The sequence below is a fragment of the Lysinibacillus sp. NPDC097231 genome, assembly GCF_044761885.1.
Taxonomy (GTDB): Bacteria; Bacillota; Bacilli; order Bacillales_A; family Planococcaceae; genus Lysinibacillus.
Genome location: NZ_JBIWDH010000001.1, coordinates 1 through 25,746 on the forward strand (window position 1 = coordinate 1; position 25,746 = coordinate 25,746).

Below are 25,746 nucleotides of genomic sequence, written 5' to 3' on the forward strand. Positions count from 1 at the left end.
AAGTTCTGCTCCATCTAGTTGTTATGTTCATTATAAATAAAAGTACCCTGTAAGAGAGACTTTTTTTAAGTGTCTATCTTATAGGGTACATTTTACACAGCAAGAAGGCTTTTCTTTCTAAAACTAGCGACATGGAAAATCACACCGTTTATAAGTTTTCCATTAACTTGCAGCGTATGAGTGTAAACCTGCAATAATTAAGTTAACAGCAATTAGGTTAAATAAGATAATTCCGAAACCAACTAACGCTAACCATGCAGATTTCTTACCTTCCCAGCCTTTTGACAATCGTAAATGTAGGAATGCTGCATAGAATAACCATGTAATAAGCGCCCATACTTCTTTTGGATCCCATCCCCAGAAACGACTCCAGGCAACTTGTGCCCAAATCATAGCAAAGATTAAGGCTCCTAATGTAAATACTGGGAAACCAATTAACACTGATCGGTAACCGATTTCATCAACTAATTGTAAATTTACACGTTTGACAAACGGTTGGAATATCGCACTTATTCGACGTCGTGCAATTAATCGAATTAGTAAATATAATACTGAACCTGCTAATAGAGACCAGACAACGGTCGTTAATTTCTTAGCATTAATAAGTGGCGGCATTTCTACTATTGGAGACATACCATGCTCTTCTACTGCCTTATATTCATTCATACCAAAAATCGGCGGCATATTGTAGGTAATTGGACGTTCAGTACCCTCTTTATCAACATAAGTATATTTTGATTCATAGTTCATCGCACTAAATGTTGTTGTAACAGCTACAAAACCAACTACTACTACTAAAAAGAACATTACCGCTTCTAAACCAAATCGTGATAAAGATGGTTTCTTTACGTCAACTACTTTTAATAAATAAATTAGCCCTGCTACGGCACTAATCGCTAAAATGGATTGACCTAAAGCAGCTGTAATAACATGAATTGTTAGCCAGTAACTTTGTAAAGATGGTACTAAAGGAGTTACTTCTTTTGGGAACATTGCTGCATAGGCAATAATTAGTAAAGCTACTGGTAATGCTATTAAACCAAGTGCAGTCATTCGGTAAATAAAGTAAATTAAAATGAATGCTGCTACGATGAACATCCCAAATGCAGTTGTAAATTCAAACATATTACTTACAGGTGCATGTCCTGAATAAATCCAACGGGTAATAAAGTAACCAAGCTGGGATAGAAAACCTATAATTGTAACACCTATTGCCAGCTTGCCCCATGTACCCGTGTTGTTGCCTGTAGCATTCGATTGTTTAATCGAACCGCCAAATAATAATATCGCAACTAAGTAGGCTATAAATGCTACAAATAATAGGTATCCACTTATATCAATCAAACTCATAAGGTGTTGTCACCTTCCTTTTTATTAATGCCTGGCTTTGTTGAATTCTCGATGTCTTCTGATTTCTCTAGCTGATCTTTATATGCTGGTAGATCGGCAAATTCAGTAACGGCATCTAAATCCTTTTTCATACTGAACATATTTTTATTAACATGGGCAGCCATTAGCACTCGACCATCTGGTTCCACCTGTAACCATAAACGACGATGATTCCAATATGAGCCAATCACCACACCAATCATGAAAATAATACCACCGACAAATAAAATTGGGATCGTACTATCTTTGCGAATTGTAAAGTTTGCCGTATTACGTGTGTCTGCACTAGCAAATTTCATTCTATATTTGTTTTCACCAAGTGGTTCAAGCGGTGGCTTCCTAATCTCAACGAAACTTACCTCACCTTCTGGTGTTTCCGGTGTTATCATTCTAAATAAAAATGCTGGATTATTTGGTATTGATGTTTTTGTTTGTGGTTCACCATTATCAAAACCATCAAAATCTGGTGTATAAACAAGAATCTGTACTGAGGAACCATTTCCTAAATCATACTCTTTTTTAGGGTTTGTTAAATCAATTTCTGCTAGACCAAGTGATTCGCCAGTTTCTTTATTCACCAAATTAAAATTCATTTGCTTCAATTCGTTAAGTCGATAATTCATTTGATATAGTGCAAATCCATTTTCTTTTAATGGATGATTGACACGAATTGAGTAATCTCTTACCTTTTCAAGATTGTCTAAATCCCCAGGAAGAGCACCCTCAGGTTGTTTGTATAAAGTGACGTCTGTTTGGAAGTTTTTCGCCATAACATTTACACCTTCCATCAATTGCTCATTATTGTTATGGGTCTCCAAAATAAACTTGTTATTTTTAACAAAATAGCCTTCCATACCTGGTATAGCTCGTGTCTCACCTTCACGTATCCACATCGTCTCATCTACATAAAAGCCTGGCATTAAACGTAACATAACGCCTGTTAAAAAGATAATGAGACCGACATGGTTTATGTATGGGCCATATCGAGCAAAACGACCGCGTTCTGCTAATAATGCACTTCCATCACGACGGACATTATATTTTAATGCAGTCATTTTTTGTTCAACTTTATCTAAAGTTTCGTCAGGGTTTGAAACTTGTCCTTCCGCAACGATTCGTTGACGTTTCATGAAACTTTCATGACGTTTAACGCGCTGATTTTTCAGTGACTTATGCAATGGTATCCCACGGTCTAAACTCGCAACAATAATAGATATAGCCAGCATACCCACCAAAATTTGGAACCACCAAGTACTGTACAAATCAGAAAGTCCTAAATAATTATAAAGTTTTCCAAACCAACCATACACTTTCGCGTAATAGCCCGCTTTATCGGTATCTGTAGGGTTTACATACATTTCTTGTGGTAGTATTGTTCCGATTGACGCAGCGACCAACGTTATAATAATGAGGGCAATTCCCACTTTTACACTTGAGAAGAAATTCCAAATTTTGTCGATAACTGATTTGTTGTACGTTTTTGAACGAATCGCCATTCCGTCATAGCGCATATCAACAACTTTAGTTTGTTTACCTTCCTCAGTTAAAGGGCGACCACATTTTTCACAAAGCTTCGTGCCATATGGGTTACTATGACCACAAGCACAAATGATGTTTTCCATAGTCATTTACTCCTTATTTCGGCTTCACTAATTCCATGTACGAAGCGATATCTCCCTCCGTCATTTCACCCGTAATAATTTTTACTACTTTACCATTTGAATCAATAAGGACTGTTGCAGGTAATCGACCTACATTATAGGCAGTCATAACACTTTTCGTTTTATCAATAGCTACTGGGAACGTTAAGTCATATCTATCGACAAAATTCTGCACTTCAAAATCTGTTTGTGCAATATTGACAGCCAGTGTTTGTACTCCTTGATCTTTAAAGACTTTATACTGACGGTCCATTGCAGGCATTTCCTTCTCACACGGCTTACACCAAGTTCCCCAGAAGTTTAAAAATACCCCCTGCCCTTTATAATCAGACAGCTTATGTTTCTCACCGTTTAAATCTACTAACGTGAAGTCTGGTGCTTCAGAGCCCACTGCTACTAACTCTACTTTCTCTTTTGTCGCTGTTCCGTATACTGTATAACCAATTGCTAGTACTAAAACTGCTAAAATAATGGTACGTATTACGAGACGTTTCTTCTTCTTCTCCAAGTTAATAAACCCCCTATCAATTACGGCTTAGAGTAACTTCATTTGACGCTAAGCTTCTATAATATGTATAGATTTTACCATCTTGTCTACAACATTTATGTCAATCAGACTCTATACTTGTCATTTGCTTGGGCGCCAAGCAGCTCCAGATGAACTTCGCTTTGGCGTAATTGCGTCCAGAATTCATTCCTTTCAAAGTCCGTGACATCCGCCGTAGGTATTATCTTCATCTGAATGAAGAATAAATATGAAAATGCTTCATCTGAATGAAACTAATCTAGGTGTACTATTCTCACCTATTATAGCAAAATGATACAAAAACGCTTAGCTATTAATTATGAATGATTTATGAACGATTTCACCAACATCACTATACATATAGTGATATATTAACTTTCTTTAGAAAATGTTCAATTATCCCGCATAAACGGGCAGTAATATCTGTACCGGAAGTGAAACGTCGGGTACAAGATTCCCATCTCATGATGTAGTGGGTGATCAACTGCCCGTAAATGCCCGATTGAGGCCAACACGATGTTGGTCACACAAGCGTTTCCGCAGGATGCGGAGTACTTAGCTTGTGTTCCTCTACAACAATCAGTGGAGGATCCACTGATTGAAGTTTCACTTTATCCGATTTTCCCTGTTTCCGCTAAAACTCTTAGCTGCTTCACTTCATGCTTTGTCAATTCACGGTATTCCCCTGGTGCTAGCCCAAATAAATCTAAAAAGGCAAAGCGCTCACGTTTCAGTTTGACAACCGGTGTACCAATTGCCTCGAACATTCGACGTACTTGGCGATTTCGCCCTTCGTGAATTGTAATTTCACAGATCGCCTTGCCTGCTTTTTCATCAAAAGAAGTCATACTAACTTTAGCAGGTGCGGTTTTGCCGTCTTCCAGCTTAATTCCTCGTTGTAGTTTTTTTAAACCTTCAATCGTTGGAACACCTTTGACACGAGCAATATATGTTTTGTCGATTTTAAACTTAGGATGTGTCAGCATATAGGAGAATTCCCCATCATTTGTTAATAACAATAAGCCAGATGTATCATAATCAAGACGTCCTACTGGGAAAATACGTTGCGGAATATGCTTAAACAAATCTGTGACAGTTTTGCGTCCTTTGTCGTCTGTTACAGCTGAAATCGTTCCACGTGGTTTATAAAGTAAGAAATAAACCTTGTCCTCTTTTTCAAGCTTAACGCCCTCTACTTCAATCGTATCTGAGTTAGAAACCTTTGTACCTAGCTCACGTACTACGACGCCATTCACTTTTACTTTACCTTCTAATATCAATTGCTCTGCCTTACGTCTTGACGCAATACCTGCATACGCAATGACCTTTTGTAATCTTTCCATTCTTTCACCTCTAATTTTCATTCATATTGACATAGATGCCAAAATATAAACCTCATTCGCACAAGATGAATAAGGCTATTTTTCCCGCTAATCTGTGAAAATTATGTCATACTTTTGTACAATATTAAAGAAAAACTAATTACACTTGAGTAATTAGAGTATTTGAAATAGTTTTTCATTAGCTAGTTACCTTAATAATTTGTACTTTTCTAGTATACTCTTTTCATCAAATTGCAAATCGCCTTCACTTATGAAATTTTCCTATAAAAAAAGCACCTCTTATTGTTGTGACTAACAATTAGGGTGCAGCCCATTTCTATGGCTTTTCTAAACGTATGTTCACTATTTGATAGTAAAGGCAAACCTAATTCGATATTAATAACTGAATAAGCATTAAATAAAGATAGAGTTTGTACAATTGTTGAACCACCAGCTTATTAGGAACAGTTACACTTTTTTCTCCACAATTGTTTACTCTACGATATCTTGTGCAATTCCCCAAAAAAATCAGCGAATCGCTTTTAACGATCCGCTGATTCAACAGCTACCGGCGTTGCATAAATAAGCTCGTCACCGATAAAAATGGATAATACCGCTTCCTTACGTTTTCTGGAAATATGCAATACTTGCCTTACACTTTCTTTTTCCTTTTTATTTAACTGTAAACGGATTGGTTGATCTAAACGTATAGCTACCTTTTTGTTCACATTATATTTCCCTTTTTTCACCACTGTCTCTATGCTGTAGTCTTGCCACACCTTGTTAGCTAACCCCCGATGTACATTCCAGTCATCTGATTCATTCAGTGTGACAACAATACAGATTTGCCCATTCTTTTGGAAGGCGGTTGCAAGTGTTCTACCGGCTACCTTTGTAAAGCCTGTTTTTCCGGCAAATGCTGTACCTGTTGCTGATTTTAATGAACTAACAGGCTGTGTTGTCTCATCATCAATATCAACAGCAACTCCTGCCCCTTCACGTAATAAACGGTGCTTATTTTCCCATAGCATACCGTTTTCAGTATCAGCACGATATAAAACTGTTGAGGCAATTTTCTTAAAGGTTTTATTTTGAAGCGCAATTCTTAGCATCTCAGCAGTATCTCTCGCTGATGATAAATGCTCATCATGATGCAAGCCAGACGGATTCATGAAAACAGTATTTGTGAGGCCAGCCACAACGGCTCGCTCATTCATTAATTTTACAAATCCTTCTACCGATCCCCCGGCATGCTCTGCTAAAGCTGTTGCTGCATCATTACCTGAGCGTAGCATTAAACCATACAACAATGTTTCAACTGTAACTTTTTCACCTGCCTGCAAGTAAATTGACGAGCCCTCAGCCATCGCAGCCCTTGGCGAAATGACTACTTCATCTTGAAGGTCACTATTTTCAATAGCAACGAGTGCTGTCCAAATTTTTGTTAAGCTAGCAATTGGTAACCGTGCATCACTATTTGACTCTAATAAAACACGGCCCGTATCTCCATCAAGGACAACATATCCGCTACCTCCTCTTGCAAGGCTAGTTTGCGGAAGCATTAACATTACCACGACTATCGTGAACAATATGATACGTACTAACCGAAGCAACGAGCCACTCCTTATTAAAAGTAATAGGAAAGTATAGATTAATATTTATGTTTAAAGCTAAGCATTATATACCTTTAAGTTAATAGGGATTTTTATGCCTTGCTTGACTTACTTTACTCCACTAAAGGTTTCTTGGAATTTCGTCATAAATAAATCTGTTTCTTGCTCTGTTTCAAGCAGTTCCTCTTCAGGAAGAGGTGGCATTTCTTCAATATTATTTAAACCAAAGTAGTTTAAAAATTCTTTTGTCGTGCCATATAAAATTGCACGCCCTGTCCCTTCTGAACGACCAACCTCTTTAATTAATCCTTTAGAAGCGAGCGTTTGAATTGGTCTTTCACATTTCACACCGCGCAAATCTTCAATTGCTACTCGTGTTATTGGCTGTTTATATGCCACAATAGCAAGCACCTCCAGCGAGGCTTGAGATAATGATTGAACAGTTGGATTTTCTACTAATCTTTGAATGGTATCTGCAAGCTCAGATTTTGTTATGAGCTGATAAACTCCAGCTATTTCTTTTACAGTAATACCTCTAGCTAAATCTTCTTCGTAGGTTGTATGTAAAGCTTCCATGGCCTGTACGACTAATTCTTCCGCTTCTCCTAAGAGCTGCGACAATTGTTTAATGGTTAAGCCATCATCTCCTACAACAAATAATAAGGCTTCTATTCTACTCTGTAGCATCATTGTTTTCGTCATCATCCCATTCCTCCTTCTGTAATGTAACCGTTAATTCTTCAAAGTTACCATTTTGCTCTACGATGACGACCTGACGTTTCATCAGTTCAAGAAGAGATAAAAACGTCAAAATAAGCGTTGGCTTATCTTCATAGGGAAAAAGCTCGAAAAATGATGCACGTCCACCTGTTGTTCTTAGTGAATCGACAACTGAACGCATTTGATCTTTCACTGAACGTTCCTGTCTTGCTACCGTTGTCTTCAGTGGTTTCTTTAATTTTTTTCGGCGCATTAGTTTTTGAAAGGCCCCAAGCATATCATAAATGTTGACATTCAAATCAAATAACGCCATTTGTTCATCTGATGCTAACCCTGTTAAATCTGATGGCGGCCGTGTAAAGAACTGCGCTCGATCTGTTTCAAGCTCTTGTAGACTACTCGCTGCTTCTTTATATTTCTTATACTCTATTAAACGCTGTACAAGTTCTTCACGAGGGTCCGGACCGTCGACTTCTAATTCGGCATCTTCGAGTTCCCCTTCATGAATCGGCAAGAGCATACGGCTTTTAATTGCCAATAGTGTTGCAGCCATCACTAAATATTCACTAGCTTCATTTAACTCCAGTACCTGCATAGCATGTATATGATCGATATATTGTTGAGTAATTTCAGCCATTGGGATATCATAGATATCAATTTCCAATCTGTGAATTAAATGCAATAATAAATCAAGTGGCCCTGAAAAGGCTTCTAATTTTACTTCATAAGACATTGTTTTACCACCCTGAGATTCTATGTTCTTTTAGTATAGTAGAAAGGAGTCCAAAATGCATCCACAGCACCATACTTTATTTATCGACTACTGTGCCTTTTTCAATGGTAATCAAGATTTTTTTGAATGCCATGAAGTTCTTGAAGAATACTGGAAGGATATTGCGCCAGGTGATAAAAAACACCCTCTCGTTGGATACGTACAGCTCGCAACAGGCTTTTATCATTGGCGCCGTGATAATTATACTGGCGCTGAACGAATGTTAGAGAAAGCATTTAGTAATTTCCAACATAATATAGGTCATAATTTTTTTAACGAAATTGACTACGATAAACTACTGATACAACTATCAGATGCACTTGCTGCCGTCCAAATGGGCAAGTCCTTTCAAGCTTTTCAGCTACCACTTTCACCCACATTGAGACAACTAACACACGCCCGCATACAACTTTTACCAATTAGTGACTCTAACTATCTTCTTCATAAACATATGCTTCGAGATCGCTCACATATTCTTGCAGAACGACAAGAAAACAAACATAGAAAAAGCAGACGTCAATGATCGTCTGCTTCTTCATCGATACAATTTATACATTTTTGAACAAATTTACGTATTTCATCTGTTGCGCGCACACTTCGATACTGGCCAAGTTCTGCCACTTCTTGTAGCATTTCCTTCGCCACCCCCTCACCTCTATACGAAGGGACAACGGAAACATGCTGAATTGTAGCTATATTTTGATCATCTGTTACAAGTCCAACGATGCCAACATACTCATCGTTCTTTTTCCATAAGTATAATACCCAATTACCACCATTTTCATAGGAGTGGATTGTCTCTGTGAGCTTTTTTATGTCTTTTTCGTTAGGCATAAACGAGAGTAGCCCCATTGCTATTTTCTCGAAAGCTTTCTTATATCGAATTAACATATTTGTCTATTCCCTCTTTTTCTAGCTGTACATAATCTTTGACTATCCTACACGATTTGTACTTTTCCCGCAAGCCAATTTCTGTCTTACGAACCAGGTCCAAGAATTCCTTTTGACGCCAACACCCAATAGACAACGCCCCACAACAAAATAAAAGCTGAAATGGACGCTAGTAAAACCCATTTATTTTTTCTCAAATTTACTCACCCTTTTTTAACATTAGCGGGAGATCGTTTTGTATAATATCTTCATAACTTTCGCGTCGAATTGCTAGCTGATGCTCACCATTTTCTACGAATACTACTGCTGGACGTGGTACACGATTGTAGTTACTCGCCATAGAATATCCATAAGCGCCAGTACAGAAGATTGCTAATACATCTCCAGAAGCTGCTTCTTGAAGCTTAGCATCAATAATTAATTTATCGCCCGATTCACAAAGTTTACCAGCAACTGTATAGGTTTCACTTTTTGGTTCATTGACTTTACTTACAATGACTGCCTCATACTTCGCATCATATAGAGCTGGACGGATATTGTCACTCATACCACCATCTACAGCAATATATTTACGTACTTCTGGTACTGTTTTTTGTGAACCAATGGTATAAAGTGATGTTCCTGCATCGCCTACAAGTGAACGTCCTGGTTCAATCCAAATTTCTGGCATCGTTAGACCAAGTACAGTCGCTTTGTTTTTGACAACTGTAATCATATCCTCTACATATACTTGCGGCTCAAGCGGTGCATCTTCTTCTGTATAACGAATTCCGAAGCCCCCACCTAAGTTTAACACAGTACACGTAAAATCGTGAGCCTTGTTCCAATCAGAAATTTTATCAATTAATTTTTCCCCCGCTAAGCCAAAGCCAGCTGTATCAAAAATTTGAGAGCCAATATGGCAGTGTAAGCCTAGAAGCTCTAAGTATTCATGGTTAAAGGTTTGTTGGAAAGCTTTATCTGCTTGACCATTATTTAAGTCGAAGCCAAATTTAGAATCTGCTTGACCTGTCGTAATGAAATCATGCGTATGTGCCTCAACACCTGGTGTGACACGTAGTAAAATACGCATTTTTTGTTGACGGCGCTGTGAAATTTCTTTTAAAAGCTGAATTTCATAGAAGTTATCCACGACAATACAACCAATTTTCGAGTCAAAGGCTAATTCTAATTCAGCAATGCTTTTATTATTACCATGGAAGTGAATACGCTCTGCAGGGAATCCCGCTTTTAAGGCTGTAAATAATTCTCCACCAGAGACAACATCTAAAGATAGATTTTCTTCTGCCGCTAATTGGTACACAGCTACACATGCAAATGCCTTTGAAGCATAAGCTACTTCTGCTTTCACACCTAGTTTTTTAAACGTATCAATAAAGCCTCGTGCACGCTTACGAATTAATGCTGTATCGTACACAAATAAAGGTGTACCATATTCTTTCGCAAGCTCTAGTGTATCTACCTGTCCAATTGTTAAATGACCATCTTCAGAAATCGCTTGTGTTCCATATAAATGCATGTGCATCTCTCCCTTTTCACATCGTTCCATCTTGTGATACCTTGCACCTTAATCTCATGAAGAAATTTTTGCAAAAATCACAAAATACTATAGGTGAACTTTATCACATGAAAAAAACGAGTGCAACGGCTTCTAAGATCTTTCTCGCTGTTTGGAATCGACTACATAAGGTCTTAATGCATCTTCTGTCATTGGGAAACGAACAAGTACGCGAAGCATCGCCTTTGGAAAGAACGGAATAAGCGGCCATAAATATGGCGCTTGCATCGGACGTAATGAACATAAATACGTAAATAATATAAATATCCCGATAAATAACCCATTAACTCCCCAAATTCCAGTCATTATTAACAACCCTAGTCTAAAGAGTTTAATGGAGATACCAAGCTCATAGGACGGAATAATAAATGTCAGAATAGCTGAAACGGCTGTATATAACACTACCTCTGACGAGAATAGCCCAACATCAATGGCAATCTGACCAATAATTACACCCGCAACTAACCCCATCGCAGTGGATAATGGTGATGGGGTATGAATGGCGGCCATCCTCAAAAATTCTATCCCAACATCTCCAATAAGTACTTGCAGTAAAAGTGGGATATGCGATTTTTCCTTTGCACCTAAAAAGGATAACGCATCCGGTAATAAAGATGGATTTGTTGCAAATACATACCATAAAGGTAATAAAAACAAACCCATTATTGCTCCAAAATATCGCATAAAACGGACAAAGGTTCCAACTGATGGAGCTTGCCTATATTCCTCAGCGTGTTGTAATAAATGAAAAACTGTTGCAGGCACAATAATGACAGAAGGAGACGTATCGACAATAATGGCTATATGGCCCTCAAGTAAATGAGCTGCTGCAATATCTGGCCGTTCCGTATAACGTACAAAAGGAACTGGATGAAACTTCTGTTTAAACAGCCATTCTTCTAGTGATTTATCAGTCATAGTCAAGCCATCATGATGAATTTGTCCAATGCGCTGTCGTAATTTATCGAGCGTTTCATCATTCGCAATACCCTTTATAAACGCTAGCGCGACATCAGTTTGACCGATTTCGGATATTTTATGTAGCTCGAAACGTAAATTACTACTGCGAATACGCCGACGAACCAAAGCAGCATTTTGTGAAATACCTTCAACAAAACCATCCCTGGATCCCCGAATAACCTTTTCATTATCAGGCTCCTCAGGTGTACGTCCTGGATAACTTCGAATCTCTGCAACATAGCCGTAACCACTTTTAGTTATAAAAACTACTTGTCCACTTAATATGGATAATAAAATAGCTTCGCGTTTTGTTTCCTCTGATCGGCCTTGATAATTGAAATAGGCTTCAAAATACTCCTTTTCATCCTCAATATCAATGTCCTCTTCAGGCAACATATTAGAGAGTAATTGCGTTAATACAATCCCATCCACAAGTCCACTTATATATGCGCAAAGAACCGGCAAATCTTTGACAAATACATGCTTGATTGAAACGTCAAATGATTCGCCGTCACCAAATTGTTCATTAAGAAAATTTTCGGCTTCTTCTAAGCTGTTAAAAAGTTTATCTTTATCTGTCATGCTGTCACCATTTTCTTAGATGTCTTTTTTTACCTCTTCCTCTTCAATTGTGGCACTTGTAGCCATCCAACTTTTCAATTGGGCAAGAATCTTTTTCTCAAGTCGTGATACCTGAACTTGTGATATGCCAAGCCTGTTTGCAATTTCAGTTTGGGTACAATCTGAGAAATATCGTAAATAAATAATGGATTGCTCTCTAGGATCAAGTCTTGTGAGCACCTCTTTTAGTGGAATATAGTCGAATGGTTGCTCTGATTTTTCATCCTTCATTTGATCCATTAATGTGATTGAATCTCCTTCACTTTCATATAATTGCTCATGTAAGGAAGCAGGATCTCTCAATGCATCGGAAGCTGTTACAATTTCCTCAGTTGTGACTCCAAGCACTTGTGCCAATTCATGAATGGTTGGTGGATGCTCATTGTTTTTAATGAATTCATCAGTTGCATGACGAATTTTAAAATTAAGCTCACGAATGGATCGGCTAACTTTCACCATGCCATCATCCCTTAGAAAGCGTTGAATTTCGCCGATAATCATCGGAACTGCATATGTCGAAAACTTTACATCATACGTTAAATCGAATTTATCCACAGATTTCATGAGCCCTATACAGCCAATTTGGAATAAATCCTCGAGCTCTACGCCCCTAGTTGTAAAGCGTTGTACGATGGACCACACAAGCCTCGTATTCCCTTCGATCATTCGTTTACGAGCCTCATGATCGCCCTGCTGTGCACGTGCAATGAGATCACGCATTTCTTCCTGTGACAATAGCTTATCGGACGACTGTTCTAACGGCTTCACCAGCGTAACCTCACATTACCGCTGTGCGAACCGAGTAAAATTTCTTCGTAAAAGTTACCGTTGTACCTTCTTGCCACTTGGACATTACTGTCAATTGATCTGAAAAACTATCCATAATTGTAAAGCCCATACCTGAACGTTCCATCGCACTTTTCGTCGTAAATAACGGCTCCATAGCTCGGCTTACATCCTCAATTCCAATACCTTTATCCATAACAGATACTGTTACAACATCATCCTCACGTTTTGCACGAACTGTAACAACGCCTTTACCATTCTCTTCATAGCCGTGAATAATGGCATTGGAAACAGCCTCGGAGACAACCGTTTTAAATTCGGATAGCTCATCAATTGTTGGATCTAATTGTGCAATAAAGCCCGTCACGGCTACACGTGCTAAGGCTTCGTTTTCACTAAGTGCTAAAAAAGTTAATGTCATTTCGTTATCCATTTACAATCCCCCTCACTCTTTCAATCGCTTCTTCTTCTGTTGCATCCATCATCCATGGCCCTAAACCTGAAAATTGAAATACTTTTCGCATTGTCGGCGATGGATTCAATAAAATTGTGCGTCCAGCGATTGCTTCTAACTCACGCATTCGACCAAGTACTAAACCTACACCCGAACTGTCCATAAAGGAAAGCCCCTCTAAGTTCCAAATAATGGTCGATACAGCGCCTTGAAAAATTGCTGTAGAAATTTTCGCCCGAATTTGCTCAACTGCATGATGATCGAGCTCCCCAAATAAACGTATAACCACAGTCTCTCTTGTTACCATTTCTAATTGAAAATGCATGAACATCGCCTCCTCCTCGTGCAATTCCACATTCTATGCGGTGAATCCTTGTGACTGACAGAACTAGTGCAAAGTCTTCCGAAATAGTGTCAAATCGACATACTTATAGCTTTTTAGGTTAAGTGCAGTATGGGATAAATCAACATTTTTTAAACGCGATAGACTCTTAAAACAGAAATTCTAATTATGCAATAACAATGAGGTACCAATCTGTACGCAAATTTATCCACTTGTACAATGGTTCAATTCGTCACTTCGGCTTTTTTTTGCGTCTGTTCGGCACTTTGACTCTATCCGGCAGTTCGGCTTCGCTATCCTGCAGTTTGGACGTTCTATCCGGCAGTTCAGCTTTTCTTTCCGGCAGTCCCGTCCTTTCCTTCGCTTCAGCTCTTCTATCCGTCGCTTCGACTTCTCTATCCGGCACTTTGGACATTCTATCCGGTAGTTCAGCTTTTCTTTCCGGCAGTCCTGTCCTTTACTTCGCTTCGACTTTTCTATCTTTCACTTAGACTCCTCTATCCGGCACTTTGGACATTCTATCCGGCAGTTCGGCTTTTCTTTCCGGCAGTCCTGTTCTATCCTTCGCTTCGGCTCTTCTTTCCGTCGCTTCGCCTTCTCTATCCATCACTTTGGCCATTCTATCCAGCAGTTCGGCTTTTCTTTCCGGCAGTCCTGTTCTATCCTTCGCTTCGGCTCTTCTTTCCGTCGCTTCGCCTTCTCTATCCATCACTTTGGACATTCTATCCGGCAGTTCGGCTTTTCTTTCCGGCAGTCCCGTCCTTTCCTTCGCTTCGGCTCTTCTTTCCGTCACTTCGCCTTCTCTATCCGGCACTTTGGACATTCTATCCATCAGTTCAGCTTTTCTTTCCGGCAGTCCCGTCCTTTCCTTCGCTTCAGCTCTTCTATCCGTCGCTTCGCCTTCTCTATCCGGCACTTTGGCCATTCTATCCATCAGTTTAGCTTTTCTTTCCGGCAGTCCCGTCCTTTCCTTCGCTTCAGCTCTTCTATCCGTCGCTTCGCCTTCTCTATCCGTCACTTTGGCCGTTCTATCCGTCAGTTCAGCTTTTCTATCCGGCATCCCTGTCCTATCCTCCGCTCAGGCTCATCTATTCGTCACTTCACCCTCTCTATCCATCACTTTGGACATTCTTTCCGGCAGTCCAGCGATTCTATCCGGCAGTTCAGTCCTATCCTTCGCTACGACTTTTCTATCCGGCACTTCGCCTTCTCTATCCGGCACTTTGGACATTCTATCCATCAGTTCAGCTTTTCTTTCCGGCATCCCCGCCCTATCCTTCGCTTCGCCTCTTCTATCCGTCGCTTCGCCTTCTCTATCCTTCGCTCAGGCTATTCAATCCGTCACTTCGCCTTCTCTATCCATCACTTTGGCCATTCTATCCGCCAGTTCGGCTTTTCTTTCCGGCATCCCTGTCCTATCCTCCGCTCAGGCTCTTCTATCCGTCACTTCACCCTCTCTATCCGTCACTTTGGCCATTCTATCCATCATTCCAGCTCTCTCCCCGCCCCAGCTCTTCTATCTTCCTCAGAACAACAAAAAGAGAGAACCCTCTTTCTTCAAAGAGAGTTCTCGCCCCAAAATATTTATGCAATTGTATACGCATTTTGTACTTTTTCGATTGTTTCTTCATCAATTTGACGGTTTGAATATAAATAAGCAATTGTTTCATCAGCACTAACATGGTCGCCTTTTTTAGCAATCAATTGAATCCCAGCATCGTAATCAAGCTTAGATTCCTTCGTCAAACGACCTGCACCAAGCCCAACACTAGCTTCTCCGATTAATAATGCATTAATCGTCTCTACAGTGCCTTCAGCCAGCGCTTTGACAGCTACTTTATTGACCGTGTCATTTTGTACGATATCTGCTACATCGCCGCCCTGTGCCACGATAAATTCTTCAAATTTTGCTACTGCCGTACCATCTTCTAACACACGTTTAACAGCTGCTGTTGCCTGCGCTTCATCTACTCCCGCCGCAACTTGATACATTAACGAAGAAATGATAATACACTCCTCAAGTAGATCCTCATGTGTTTCACTCATATGGCCACTTAGTAAAGCGTATGCCTCTACTACTTCAAGCTTATTACCAATCATTTTTCCAAGTGGATTATCCATATCGCTAATATGAGCAACTACTTTCCGCCCTAGCTTTTCACCGATTGCCGTCATCGTGTCAGCTAAAACTTGAGCTTCTTGTTCCGTTTTCATAAATGCACCTGAGCCGCATTTAACGTCTAGTACAATGCCGTCTGCGCCACTTGCAATTTTCTTACTCATGATAGATGCCGCAATTAGTGGAATTGAATCGACAGTACCTGTCACATCTCGCAATGCGTACAATTTTTTGTCAGCTGGTACAAGATTACCTGTTTGACCAGCAACCGCAATTTTATGTTTATTGACATTATCGATAAATTCTTGGGATGAAAGCTCTGTTTTAAAGCCTCGAATGGATTCTAATTTATCGATTGTGCCGCCAGTAATACCTAGACCTTTACCACTAAACTTTGCTACTGGAATGTCAAGTGCAGCAATGATCGGAGTGACGATTAGTGTCACTTTATCGCCTACACCACCAGTCGAGTGTTTATCTATTTTAAAGCCTTCAATAGATGTTAAATCAATGACATCTCCAGATTCTATCATTGCCTTTGTTAAATAGAATGTTTCATCATCCGTCATGCCCAATAAGCGAATGGCCATTAGTAAAGAGCTTGCTTGATAATCAGGGATTGAACCAGTTGTGTAGCCTTCTACAAAATACTGAATTTCAGCCTGAGATAGCTCTTTGCCATGCTTTTTCTTTTCAAATAACTGCGCCATATTCATGTTAATAATCCCCCTTACTTCAGATCATTTAAGAAGCTTTTACCAAACTCAGGTGCTTCTACTTTGAAGTTTTCAGCAACTGTTGCTGCAATATCTGCAAAAGTTTCACGAAGTGCTAGCTCACTACCACCATTAAAGCGTGGTGAATAGATAATTAACGGTACATATTCACGTGTATGATCTGTACCATGGAATGTTGGGTCATTGCCGTGGTCTGCTGTAATCATTATTAAATCATCTGCTGTCATTGCCTCAGTAATTTCTGGTAGTCGAGCGTCAAATTCTTGTAGTGCGTTCCCATAACCTAGAGGGTCACGACGATGCCCAAAATTCGCATCAAAGTCTACTAAGTTTAAAAAACTTATTCCGTGGAAATCACGACGTACGACCTCTGCAAATTTATCCATACCATCCATATTGTTTTTTGTACGTACTGCATCTGTGACACCTTCACCGTTGAAAATATCAGAGATTTTTCCGATAGCTATTACATCAAAGCCTGCATCCTTTAACACATTCATCGTTGTACGGCCAAATGGCTTCAACGCATAGTCGTGACGATTAGATGTACGTGTGAAGTTTCCTGGTGTACCGATAAATGGACGAGCAATAACACGGCCCACTAAATACTCCGGTTGTAACGTAAGCTCACGAGCAATTTCACAAATTTTGTACAGTTCCTCTAGTGGAATAATTTCTTCATGTGCAGCAATTTGTAAGACAGGGTCAGCAGATGTATAGACAATAATCGCTCCTGTCTCCATATGCTCTTTGCCAAAGTCCTCGATAACTTGTGTACCACTAGCTGGTTTATTGCACAGCACTTTACGACCAGTACGTTTTTCAAGCTCTGCAATAAGCTCAGCTGGGAATCCTTCTGGATACACTTTAAATGGTTTATCGATATTTAACCCCATAATCTCCCAATGCCCGGTCATCGTATCTTTACCAACAGATGCTTCCTGCATTTTTCCGTAGTATGCTTTTGGTGTTTCAGTTGCCTGCATACCTTGAAGTGGTTCTATATTCGCTAAGCCGAATGACTCCATATGAGGCATTGTAAGCCCATTCATTTTTTCAGCGATATGTCCTAATGTGTGTGCACCCACATCACCAAAGTCCGCTGCATCTGGAGCTTCACCAATTCCAACTGAGTCCAATACTACTACATGGATTTTTTTAAATGGTTTATTCATAATTGTTGCCTCCTAATCTCATGTCTTTATTTTACCAAAAAACAGCGAAAAATAAAGGTCAGACATCCGACTGAACTATATTTTCTTTCTTAAGCACGTGGATGAAATTGCTTATAAACCTCAGATAATCGTGTTTTACTAATATGCGTATAAATCTGTGTTGTAGAAATATCTGCATGTCCAAGCATCTCCTGTACAGCTCGTAAATCCGCACCGTTCTCCACTAAATGTGTGGCAAAGGAATGTCGAAGTGTATGAGGTGTTAACTCATGTTGGATGCCTGCCTTTAGTGCATGCTCCTTCATTAATTTCCAACAACCTTGCCTTGTTAAACGTTTTCCTCTTTGATTAATAAAAAACGCATCTGTTTTTGGGTATTTCCCTTGTAATTGACTACGAGCACCATCTAAATATGTGGTTAATGCAGAAAGGGCACTTTTGCCAAGAGGAATGATACGCTCCTTGCCTCCCTTACCAAAAACACGAACAAAGCCCATTGTTAGATGAATATCAGCTAAATCCAAGGCAATCAGCTCGCTAATACGCATCCCTGAGCCGTATAATAGCTCTAGCATTGCCACGTCACGGATGCCCTGTGGCTTACTACGATTTGGCGCCGCTAATAAAGCTTCGATTTCTTCAAGAGAGAGGATATTTGGTAGCTTTTGCTCAATGGTTGGCATTTCTAAATGTACTGTCGGATCTGTTTCTGCACGCTTTTCTCGGAGTAAAAATTGGTGGAAACTACGAATAGAGGAGATATGGCGGGCAACAGTTCGACTCGTCTTTCCTTGCATACGTAACTGCTCTAAATGACGTAAAATAGTCGTTCTTTCCACTTTACGAAAATCAGACATTCCTTCTACTTCCCGTAAAAAGTTTACATAGTTTTCTAAGTCTCGGCGATAGGATGCTAATGTATTATCGGATAACTGCCGTTCTACTTGGATAAAATGAATATAATCCTCTACTGCATATTGAAATTCATTCATCACAACGCCCCCTTACTGTAAATTATTCTCTATTTTAGCACGGCAATTGGAATTGTGCTAAAACAGGAGTGTTAGAAAACCATTTCCCCCATCTATAGAAAGACGTTGATTTCAACTACGGGCTACTCGCTTGCCCCACGGAAGTCGGAAGCCCTCCGAAAATGGGCATTATAAGCAAAATATCAATAAGAAATCCTTTTTGAGCAATTACAAACCCTTTTTCCTAATCAACATACCTAGTCCTAATAAGTCTTATTCCAATAAAACAAAAAACTGCCCGATTTCAATCTTTACTTAAGATTAAAACAGACAGCTTCTCGTTATTTTTCTTCATTCGATTCGTCGTTTTTATCATGACAGCGCCAGCAAATGCCGTGGAAAGTTAGTCGGTGATCCTTTATGATAAAGTTCCAACGTTTTTCAACAACGGCTTCCACATCTTCAAGTAAATCTTCCTGAATTTCATCAACCGCACCACATTCGATACAAACAAGATGATGGTGGAAATGCGCAGCTCCCTCTTGGCGTAAATCATAGCGCGATACGCCATCGCCAAAGTTGATTTTGTCGACAATTTTGAGCTCAGTTAGTAACTCTAACGTTCTATAGACAGTAGCTAGACCAATTTCAGGTGCCTTTTCTTTTACTAAAAGGTAGACATCTTCTGCACTTAGGTGGTCTTCTTCGTGCTCAAGCAGTACAGCAACTGTTGCTTCTCGCTGCGGCGTCAGCTTATAACTAGCACTGTGCAACTGTTTTTTTATACGATCAATTCGGCTCTCCATGTGACGCCCCCCTAAACTCATTCCATTATACCAAAGGAGTAAATCCTATTACAAGATAGTGAATAGATTTCAAGTATGCTTTTGCATGTTTTTACCTGATGCTAATTTTCGTGAATGATATTCATCATTTTAATACATAAGAAATAACAATAAACTCAGCCACTATTATGATGAAAAATGTGATAAAATTCAACAAAATTGTCCGACCAGATACCCTTTTCCCGATTTTTCGCTTTGACCAAGCGGGTACTAGTAAATTGCATAGGACTAGCAACAATATACAATAGATGAGCTGAAATGGAAACCACCAAATCGTATAAACCCAAAAAGCTTCAAGTTTTTGTAATAAAAAAACCGAGCTAAAGCCAAAAAAGGTTGCACGCATCGCCACCGTGACACGTACTAAAACCTTCAAGACGCTATGTGTGGCTAGCAATAACACAAGAACTAACGAAACAACAACAGGCAGTACTAAGCGAAATATGGAGTGCCTGTCCCCATCTGCTAAACGAGGTTCTATAAATAAAATAAAAGGCTCAGCATTATGCCCACCAATAATATGAAATAAGATAACACCACAAACAAAACTCACAGCAATAATGGAAGCGTGATAAAATATAGACACCGTACGAGACATAAGCATGCTCCTTTTCTATCAAGGTTTGTACAGCTTATGCTCGTCCGCTTCTATTATGCTAAAGTTTATTTTCTTATTGTGTGGCTAGCCAAAGTACAGCAAACGCTGTCTTGGCGTCATAAATACGCTCGTCTGCAACCATTTGCCCCGCCTCTTCCAACGAAACTTCTAACAATTCGACAAATTCATCCTCATCTAGGTCTGCTTTGTTTTCTATTTTATATAAATCTTTTGCCACAAATAGATGAATGACTTCATCTGCAAAGCCTGGGGATGTTGCAAATGTTTGTAAAAAGGTAAAGCTCTGTGCACCGTAACCCGTTTCTTCCTCTAACTCACGACGCGCTGTATCAATTGGCTCTTCACCAGGTTCAAGCTTACCAGCAGGAATTTCAATAATTGATCGTTCTAGCGCTTTACGATACTGTTCTACCAAAACAAGCTTGTCATCATGCGTAACAGCAATAACAGCTACCGCACCTGGATGCTTAATAATTTCTCTTTTGGCAACATGACCATTCGGTAAAGTGACATCATCAATTTGTAGTTTCACAATTTTCCCGTCATAAATGGGTGTAGTCTTTGTCGTTTTTTCTTCAAACTTTTTCATTGACTAAAACCTCGCTTGTTCTTCAGATATGTTCATTGTACCATTACAAGTAGAGAAATCGAAGGAGGTCACTTACATGAAAAAAAGACAGCTTGGCTCAAGTGAATTGTTTATTTCAGAAATTAGTTTAGGGGGCATGTCTCTTTCGACAGATAAGAATAGGGCGGCCAATATTGTCGATATAGCCCTAGATGCCGGCATTAATTATATCGATACAGCCGATTTATATGACTTTGGGGCAAATGAAGAAATTATTGGAGCTATATTAGGGAAGCGTCGTCAGGATGTTATTGTAGCTACAAAGGTGGGTAATCGATGGACGGAAGGTGTAGACGGCTGGTATTGGGATGCATCCCCTTCCTATATAAAGGAAGCCGTTCATGCTAGTCTGAAACGTTTAAAGACGGACTATATTGATGTCTATCAGCTACATGGTGGTACCATCCAGGATGACTGGGACGGAATTATCGACACATTTGAAGGCTTGAAAAAAGATGGACTGCTTAGAGAATACGGTATTTCCTCGATTCGTCCAAATGTGCTAAAGCGTTTTTTACCAGCAGGTTCAGCCAAAAGTGTCATGATGCAATATAGCGCTTTAGATCGTCGTCCAGAGGAATGGCTCGACTTTATTGCCAGCGAGGGCGCTTCTGTTGTAACACGTGGTACTGTTGCAAAGGGTTTACTAACAAGTAGCTGGAAAGAACGTTTACAGCGCGTTAATAGCTTTAACACATATACAGCGGACGTTCTAACAACAACATTAACAGGTTTAGCCGCACATTATGATGATTTACATGCACTAGCAATTGCCTTTAATTTAAAGGAACCTTCTATAGCCTCAACTGTGATCGGTGCAAGCTCACAGGAACAGCTTGCACAAACACTCGCTGCCTATGAAAAAATAGATTCGATAACAGATTTTAAAGCTGCAAATGAACTAACCAAAGACGAACAATACATGGAACACCGATGAAAAAATGGCTTATACTACTTGTATTTTTAGTAGTGCTTGCTATTTCCTCTAGCATGACCTATGAACAGCAAACAATTGTTCCGAAATTAGAGCAAATATTAGCAAATAAACCTTTTGAAAAGCAATTATCGGTCTTAAAAATTCCTTATTGGGACACAGTTGCTTCTGTGGAAGAACGTGGTTACTTTAAATTTGTAGAATTTTTAGTTCGGAAATTAACGCATTTTGTTGGATTCGGTTGTATTGCACTTGCTATATATTTTGTATGGGGAAAACGTCGTTTCGCAGCAATTGTCGCTATTGCTGGAACAGCTCTTATTGCAATGCTTGATGAGTTTCGTCAAAGCTTTACACCTGGACGCATGATGAATGGTCAGGATGTTATGTTGGATACAGCTGGCGCGATTGTTTTTGTTGGGGTTGTCGTGTTGGTGAGAAAATTTTTAACTAAAAGACAAAGGGCTCTACTCTATAAAATGAAAGACAAGTGAATGTATTATAAAACAGTAATATCAAGAGATTGTCTTTAATGTCACACATTGTATTAAATAATTAGTACATCACTTATATAGTGGTGTACTTTTTTGTTTGTTAGACCTCTAAATAAACCCATTCACTACCACAACTACCGTGAGTAAGTAAATATTTACAGCAATTAAATGTTGTAGCAAAACAGAACATACATCCCGTTGAGAGGCAATAGCTTGAAAGAAAATAAAGTAAAAGAAGTGGCTAACTTATTAGGTAAACACGAAGAAACTATTAAACGTTGCGGTCAGGTAAATTCCCTAACGCTTATAGAAATAGCGATAAAGAAGGGTGGAGAGTTATTGAATTTGATTTATTGAAACTTAATAAAGTGATTCCTGTTAGGAGATGAACAAAAGTATTATTAAACCAAAAGTCGATGAAACAGGGTTAGTGAAACTGGCATATCAAATTGTTACTCTCACTCTCCCTTACCTCGAAATAATTTTGCTTACTCTTTTTGTTAGGGGAAATAAATTGGAAAAATACCAAACATTACACCTTTTTTGTCGATAATTAACATGATAACCGAAAAAAGGAGAGGAATATGGGTATGACCATATCAGATACGCTAAATTTATTGGAGTTAATTTGAAACAAAAAATGAGCCAAGATATAGACTTAAATGGCGATTCAATTGTCGATGGATGGTATATTTGGTGGGATGCTAGTGGTAATGACAGTGGTACATTTAATTACCAAAACACTTCGACGAATTTCCCAAATAATACAATGTCTGATTCCATTTTTATTAAATAAAATGTCATATGTTTTGACGGAAAGTAGTTGATTATATGAATGTGAATTCTATTACTTCTTATCAATTAACCTCATATTATACTAAAAATACTAATGTGAAGAATGTGAAGTCGGAAGAAGTAGAGGGGTCTTTATTTCTTGTTGGAGAAACAGATACAAAACAAAAGGATTCCTCTGCTGTTTACAAAGAACTTTCCGATAAATATGACGTTAGAAATGCTACTTTTGGAGAAATTGTTGAAATATCCAATGCGTTATATAAGGCAGGAGAGATATCTTTAACAGAACATGCCGTTTTAACATTCGATTATGAAAAATCTACTAACATTTTAAAACGACATGCTCCAGGATATATTCCGGTTGATTTTGATATGTATGAAACGATTGCTAATAGTAATGGACAAAGAGATTGGATTGCGGAGTTTGGAGCAAGGGCACAGAAAAATTTTAAGTATGGCAATTTAATTGGTTATCAAAGAAATACAAAGGTTCTTGAGATTTTAGAGCGATTATCGCGTTAAAAATGAGAGCAGCGAGTGCTGCTCTTTTTTCTTTTTGGCATGGCTGAGTTTTTTTATTCCATCCAAGGAAAGCAAGAAATACATTCTTTTATATCTACAAGTCCAAATGTAACTGGCGAAAATTTGAAAGCTGAATAAAACTAGAATCTTTTCTAACACCCGATGTGAGGCAATATTACTTTTATCTTCATTCAGCAGAAGACTCCCACCTCTATAGATGGTGATATGAATGCTATTTTGATTACTTTTTCAGTGGGTGTCCAAACACCTACTGAATGAAGATAAAGCCTCCGGCGGATGTCACGGATTTTCAAAGGAATGAATTGTGCGAGCACAATTCAAAATCCGGACGCAATTACGCCAAGGCGTAATTGATCAGTATCTGCAATCACATACTTAACTTTAGGCTGACGAAGTAACCAATCTTTTAAGAATCTAACCGTTTCTGTCATGTATCCATTTCCCTGATATTGTGGAAAGGTATAATATCCGATTACTACTTCTCCGTTTTCATTTGGTAGACCTTTTACCATAATGCCACCAACAGGGCAGTTTTTTTCTTGTGACACGATTAACCAGTTCGTATGCCAAATATAATTTTGTTCATCTGCTAATAATTTTGAGAGTCTAAACGACAAAGCTTGTTTAAGTTCCGCATCAAGAAAAACCTCTGAATTACATAATGACAAATCTTTTTCCAAAGTATCCTCTTGATCGATGAATAATTTTAAATACTTAGCGTTCAATGGGATTAACCTTAATCTTTCAGTGATTAATTCAAACATTTTTGTTCTCCTATCATAATGTTTATATAAAAGATAAACTATATGAGATATATGTTATTGGCAGCGTCCCCCATTTTAAAATTCTTAAAATAAAGAATAATATATTTTTCTCCTTATATTTAAAGATGATTAATAGTATCATCCAAGGAATAATATGTAAACTTAAAAAATGAAGCATATAAACATAGAAACAGTGCACCCGCAATTGGATTCACTGTTTTCTTTTAGAATTTTGAGCCTTTATCGCCGTATTCGTTTAATAGTTCTTCAAACGTTTTGTTTTTTTCACGCTGCTTGCGCTCAAAGGGCTTGCTTTGCCGCTTTGGCAAGCACGTCACCGCTTATTTGTTCGGCTAATGTAACTGCCTCCTGTTTTGGTAGACAAGCTGTTACGCTACTATCCACGCGTTACTGCTGTTTTCGTTTCTTCCCCATTGCATTCACCTTTTTATTCACTTTAATGGCGCTTTACCTCTGTTGCGAAAGTGTTTGATTGTCGAAGTCGTCACAACAGCTTATAATAAGAAGTAAGAGAAGGGAGCAATTTAAAATGAAACAAATCCAATTAAACTCTCCTGAATTTAATCGTGTACTTAAAAATTTACAATTTGAAAATTTATCACTAACTCCAACACTTCAGAAAAAAGTACTTGAAATCGTTAATTCTGGTATACAAATTTCACCGACCATTATTAAGGAAGTTCTGAATAATGGAAAAGTACAATAAAAAACTTAATGATGACTTCCTTTTAAAAACAAATCTTCTGGACATTACTGATTACAAAAGTCTTGAATTAGCAGAAGCATTTGTTTTTTCTCTAAGAGCCGCACAAATTGAGCAAGGAACATATAAATTTCAATTTATTAATTCCTATGCCGATGAATTGTTTTATCAATTAAATAATGAACCCGCATGGACTACAATTAATCAAACTGCAAGTAGATTGGCATATTACAAATCTGAATTGAATATGTTACATCCTTTTCGAGAGGGAAACGGCCGTACTATTCGTATTTTTGTACAAGCATATGCACAATCTAAAGGTGTTAATTGGAACTTTACAAATGTGGATAAAGAAACTTATTTAAACGCGATGATCCAATCTGTTACCAATACAGAACTACTAGAAAAGTTATTTTTTTATACTATAGAATTTATCTAATCAAAGTCCGATAAAACATAAAAACAGTGAATCCGCATTTAGATTCACTGTTTCACTTTAGAATTTTGAGCCTTTATCGCCGTATTCGTTTAATAGTTCTTCAAACGTTTTGTTTTTTTCACGCTGCTTGCGCTCAAATGCTAGTTTCGCTTGGCGCTCTTCTTCAGCGGCCTGCTCTTTCGCTGTTAAGTCTTGCTTGGCAGCTTTTAATTTGGCAAGCACATCACCACCTAGTTGGTCAGCTAATGTAACTGCCTCTTGCTTCGGTAGACTAGCTGTCACGCCAGCATCTACGCGTTGTTGTTGCTGTTTTCGTTTCTTTCCCATTGCTTTTCACCTTCTT

The 25,746-nt window shown here is 38.7% G+C and carries 31 protein-coding genes and 1 pseudogene; 8 read left to right on the top strand and 24 right to left on the bottom strand.

What is annotated here, in order from left to right; translation table 11 throughout:
• Positions 1-162: 162 nt before the first annotated feature.
• The 7 genes from ccsB to ACIQXF_RS00035 form a co-directional block, all read right to left on the bottom strand.
• Positions 163-1,350, bottom strand: a complete 1,188-nt coding sequence (gene ccsB / locus ACIQXF_RS00005; RefSeq protein ID WP_402777326.1) for a c-type cytochrome biogenesis protein CcsB — start codon at positions 1,348-1,350, stop codon at positions 163-165.
• A complete protein-coding gene (gene resB, locus ACIQXF_RS00010; RefSeq protein WP_402777329.1) occupies positions 1,347-3,011 on the bottom strand; it encodes a cytochrome c biogenesis protein ResB in 1,665 nt (554 codons plus the stop codon). The genes ccsB and resB overlap by 4 nt, the downstream gene beginning before the upstream one ends.
• 13 nt (positions 3,012-3,024) lie before the next feature.
• Positions 3,025-3,558 (bottom strand): thiol-disulfide oxidoreductase ResA, encoded by a 534-nt coding sequence (gene resA / locus ACIQXF_RS00015; RefSeq protein WP_402777332.1) that lies wholly within the window; start codon positions 3,556-3,558, stop codon positions 3,025-3,027.
• Positions 3,559-4,187: 629 nt separating this feature from the next.
• Entirely contained in the window at positions 4,188-4,919 is a 732-nt protein-coding gene (locus ACIQXF_RS00020; protein WP_402778237.1) for a pseudouridine synthase, read from the bottom strand.
• 521 nt (positions 4,920-5,440) lie between these two features.
• Entirely contained in the window at positions 5,441-6,511 is a 1,071-nt protein-coding gene (locus tag ACIQXF_RS00025) for a D-alanyl-D-alanine carboxypeptidase family protein (RefSeq protein ID WP_402777335.1), read from the bottom strand.
• Positions 6,512-6,619: 108 nt separating this feature from the next.
• Positions 6,620-7,213, bottom strand: coding sequence for an SMC-Scp complex subunit ScpB (scpB, locus tag ACIQXF_RS00030; RefSeq protein ID WP_402778240.1), 594 nt, complete (start codon positions 7,211-7,213; stop codon positions 6,620-6,622).
• Entirely contained in the window at positions 7,185-7,964 is a 780-nt protein-coding gene (locus ACIQXF_RS00035; protein WP_402777338.1) for a segregation/condensation protein A, read from the bottom strand. The genes scpB and ACIQXF_RS00035 overlap by 29 nt, the downstream gene beginning before the upstream one ends.
• A gap of 55 nt (positions 7,965-8,019) precedes the next feature.
• Here ACIQXF_RS00035 and ACIQXF_RS00040 point away from each other — a divergent pair, with 55 nt between their 5' ends.
• The gene (locus ACIQXF_RS00040; protein ID WP_402777341.1) at positions 8,020-8,526 is read left to right on the top strand and encodes a DUF309 domain-containing protein; all 507 of its coding nucleotides are present in this window, start codon (positions 8,020-8,022) and stop codon (positions 8,524-8,526) included.
• Here ACIQXF_RS00040 and ACIQXF_RS00045 read toward each other — a convergent pair.
• The 15 genes from ACIQXF_RS00045 to ACIQXF_RS00115 form a co-directional block, all read right to left on the bottom strand.
• A complete protein-coding gene (locus ACIQXF_RS00045) occupies positions 8,520-8,894 on the bottom strand; it encodes a GNAT family N-acetyltransferase (RefSeq protein ID WP_402777344.1) in 375 nt (124 codons plus the stop codon). The two genes, ACIQXF_RS00040 and ACIQXF_RS00045, sit on opposite strands and share 7 nt — an antisense overlap.
• Positions 8,895-9,093: 199 nt before the next feature.
• Entirely contained in the window at positions 9,094-10,413 is a 1,320-nt protein-coding gene (gene lysA / locus ACIQXF_RS00050; protein WP_402777347.1) for a diaminopimelate decarboxylase, read from the bottom strand.
• Positions 10,414-10,545: 132 nt separating this feature from the next.
• Positions 10,546-11,994, bottom strand: coding sequence for a spore germination protein (locus tag ACIQXF_RS00055; protein WP_402777350.1), 1,449 nt, complete (start codon positions 11,992-11,994; stop codon positions 10,546-10,548).
• Positions 11,995-12,009: 15 nt separating this feature from the next.
• A complete protein-coding gene (gene sigF, locus ACIQXF_RS00060) occupies positions 12,010-12,753 on the bottom strand; it encodes an RNA polymerase sporulation sigma factor SigF (protein ID WP_402778243.1) in 744 nt (247 codons plus the stop codon).
• Positions 12,754-12,811: 58 nt separating this feature from the next.
• Complete coding sequence (spoIIAB, locus tag ACIQXF_RS00065; RefSeq protein WP_402777353.1) at positions 12,812-13,252, bottom strand: anti-sigma F factor; 441 nt, start codon at positions 13,250-13,252, stop codon at positions 12,812-12,814.
• On the bottom strand, positions 13,245-13,598 hold the full coding sequence (spoIIAA, locus tag ACIQXF_RS00070; RefSeq protein WP_402777355.1) for an anti-sigma F factor antagonist: 354 nt from the start codon (positions 13,596-13,598) through the stop codon (positions 13,245-13,247). Before spoIIAA ends, spoIIAB begins: the two co-directional genes overlap by 8 nt.
• Before the next feature lie 250 nt (positions 13,599-13,848).
• A complete protein-coding gene (locus tag ACIQXF_RS00075) occupies positions 13,849-14,031 on the bottom strand; it encodes a hypothetical protein (protein ID WP_402777358.1) in 183 nt (60 codons plus the stop codon).
• A gap of 72 nt (positions 14,032-14,103) precedes the next feature.
• Complete coding sequence (locus tag ACIQXF_RS00080) at positions 14,104-14,676, bottom strand: hypothetical protein (protein ID WP_402777361.1); 573 nt, start codon at positions 14,674-14,676, stop codon at positions 14,104-14,106.
• Between the two features lie 24 nt (positions 14,677-14,700).
• Entirely contained in the window at positions 14,701-14,880 is a 180-nt protein-coding gene (locus ACIQXF_RS00085; protein ID WP_402777364.1) for a hypothetical protein, read from the bottom strand.
• 320 nt (positions 14,881-15,200) lie between these two features.
• A complete protein-coding gene (locus tag ACIQXF_RS00090; protein WP_402777367.1) occupies positions 15,201-16,451 on the bottom strand; it encodes a thymidine phosphorylase in 1,251 nt (416 codons plus the stop codon).
• A 14-nt stretch (positions 16,452-16,465) separates the two neighbouring features.
• Positions 16,466-17,647, bottom strand: a complete 1,182-nt coding sequence (gene deoB, locus ACIQXF_RS00095; RefSeq protein WP_402777370.1) for a phosphopentomutase — start codon at positions 17,645-17,647, stop codon at positions 16,466-16,468.
• An 89-nt stretch (positions 17,648-17,736) separates the two neighbouring features.
• Complete coding sequence (xerD, locus tag ACIQXF_RS00100) at positions 17,737-18,639, bottom strand: site-specific tyrosine recombinase XerD (protein ID WP_402777373.1); 903 nt, start codon at positions 18,637-18,639, stop codon at positions 17,737-17,739.
• 320 nt (positions 18,640-18,959) lie between these two features.
• Complete coding sequence (gene fur / locus ACIQXF_RS00105; RefSeq protein WP_004232171.1) at positions 18,960-19,424, bottom strand: ferric iron uptake transcriptional regulator; 465 nt, start codon at positions 19,422-19,424, stop codon at positions 18,960-18,962.
• A gap of 124 nt (positions 19,425-19,548) precedes the next feature.
• Complete coding sequence (locus ACIQXF_RS00110) at positions 19,549-20,061, bottom strand: hypothetical protein (RefSeq protein WP_402777376.1); 513 nt, start codon at positions 20,059-20,061, stop codon at positions 19,549-19,551.
• 73 nt (positions 20,062-20,134) lie between these two features.
• The gene (locus ACIQXF_RS00115) at positions 20,135-20,671 is read right to left on the bottom strand and encodes an NUDIX domain-containing protein (protein WP_402777379.1); all 537 of its coding nucleotides are present in this window, start codon (positions 20,669-20,671) and stop codon (positions 20,135-20,137) included.
• A gap of 76 nt (positions 20,672-20,747) precedes the next feature.
• Here ACIQXF_RS00115 and ACIQXF_RS00120 point away from each other — a divergent pair, with 76 nt between their 5' ends.
• The 5 genes and pseudogenes from ACIQXF_RS00120 (at position 20,748) to ACIQXF_RS00140 (ending at position 23,455) form a co-directional block, all read left to right on the top strand.
• Positions 20,748-21,647 carry an aldo/keto reductase gene (locus ACIQXF_RS00120; protein ID WP_402777382.1) on the top strand — a complete coding sequence of 300 codons (900 nt, stop codon included), beginning with the start codon at positions 20,748-20,750 and terminating at the stop codon, positions 21,645-21,647.
• Complete coding sequence (locus tag ACIQXF_RS00125) at positions 21,644-22,138, top strand: VanZ family protein (protein WP_402777385.1); 495 nt, start codon at positions 21,644-21,646, stop codon at positions 22,136-22,138. Before ACIQXF_RS00120 ends, ACIQXF_RS00125 begins: the two co-directional genes overlap by 4 nt.
• 213 nt (positions 22,139-22,351) lie before the next feature.
• Complete coding sequence (locus ACIQXF_RS00130; protein WP_402777388.1) at positions 22,352-22,495, top strand: hypothetical protein; 144 nt, start codon at positions 22,352-22,354, stop codon at positions 22,493-22,495.
• 235 nt (positions 22,496-22,730) lie between these two features.
• A pseudogene (locus ACIQXF_RS00135) lies at positions 22,731-22,934 on the top strand (DUF4879 domain-containing protein); the annotation flags it as partial.
• 35 nt (positions 22,935-22,969) lie between these two features.
• Positions 22,970-23,455: a hypothetical protein gene (locus tag ACIQXF_RS00140; RefSeq protein WP_402777390.1), complete on the top strand. Its 486-nt coding sequence runs from the start codon at positions 22,970-22,972 to the stop codon at positions 23,453-23,455.
• Between the two features lie 338 nt (positions 23,456-23,793).
• Here ACIQXF_RS00140 and ACIQXF_RS00145 read toward each other — a convergent pair whose 3' ends face one another.
• Positions 23,794-24,240, bottom strand: a complete 447-nt coding sequence (locus ACIQXF_RS00145; RefSeq protein WP_402777393.1) for a GNAT family N-acetyltransferase — start codon at positions 24,238-24,240, stop codon at positions 23,794-23,796.
• 550 nt (positions 24,241-24,790) lie between these two features.
• Between ACIQXF_RS00145 and ACIQXF_RS00155 the strand changes: the two genes are divergently transcribed.
• Positions 24,791-24,967 carry a Zn-dependent hydrolase gene (locus tag ACIQXF_RS00155; protein ID WP_337991185.1) on the top strand — a complete coding sequence of 59 codons (177 nt, stop codon included), beginning with the start codon at positions 24,791-24,793 and terminating at the stop codon, positions 24,965-24,967.
• Complete coding sequence (locus ACIQXF_RS00160) at positions 24,951-25,403, top strand: Fic family protein (protein ID WP_402777399.1); 453 nt, start codon at positions 24,951-24,953, stop codon at positions 25,401-25,403. Before ACIQXF_RS00155 ends, ACIQXF_RS00160 begins: the two co-directional genes overlap by 17 nt.
• A gap of 57 nt (positions 25,404-25,460) precedes the next feature.
• Here ACIQXF_RS00160 and ACIQXF_RS00165 read toward each other — a convergent pair whose 3' ends face one another.
• Positions 25,461-25,730 carry a YqkE family protein gene (locus ACIQXF_RS00165; RefSeq protein ID WP_402777402.1) on the bottom strand — a complete coding sequence of 90 codons (270 nt, stop codon included), beginning with the start codon at positions 25,728-25,730 and terminating at the stop codon, positions 25,461-25,463.
• Positions 25,731-25,746 lie beyond the last annotated feature (16 nt).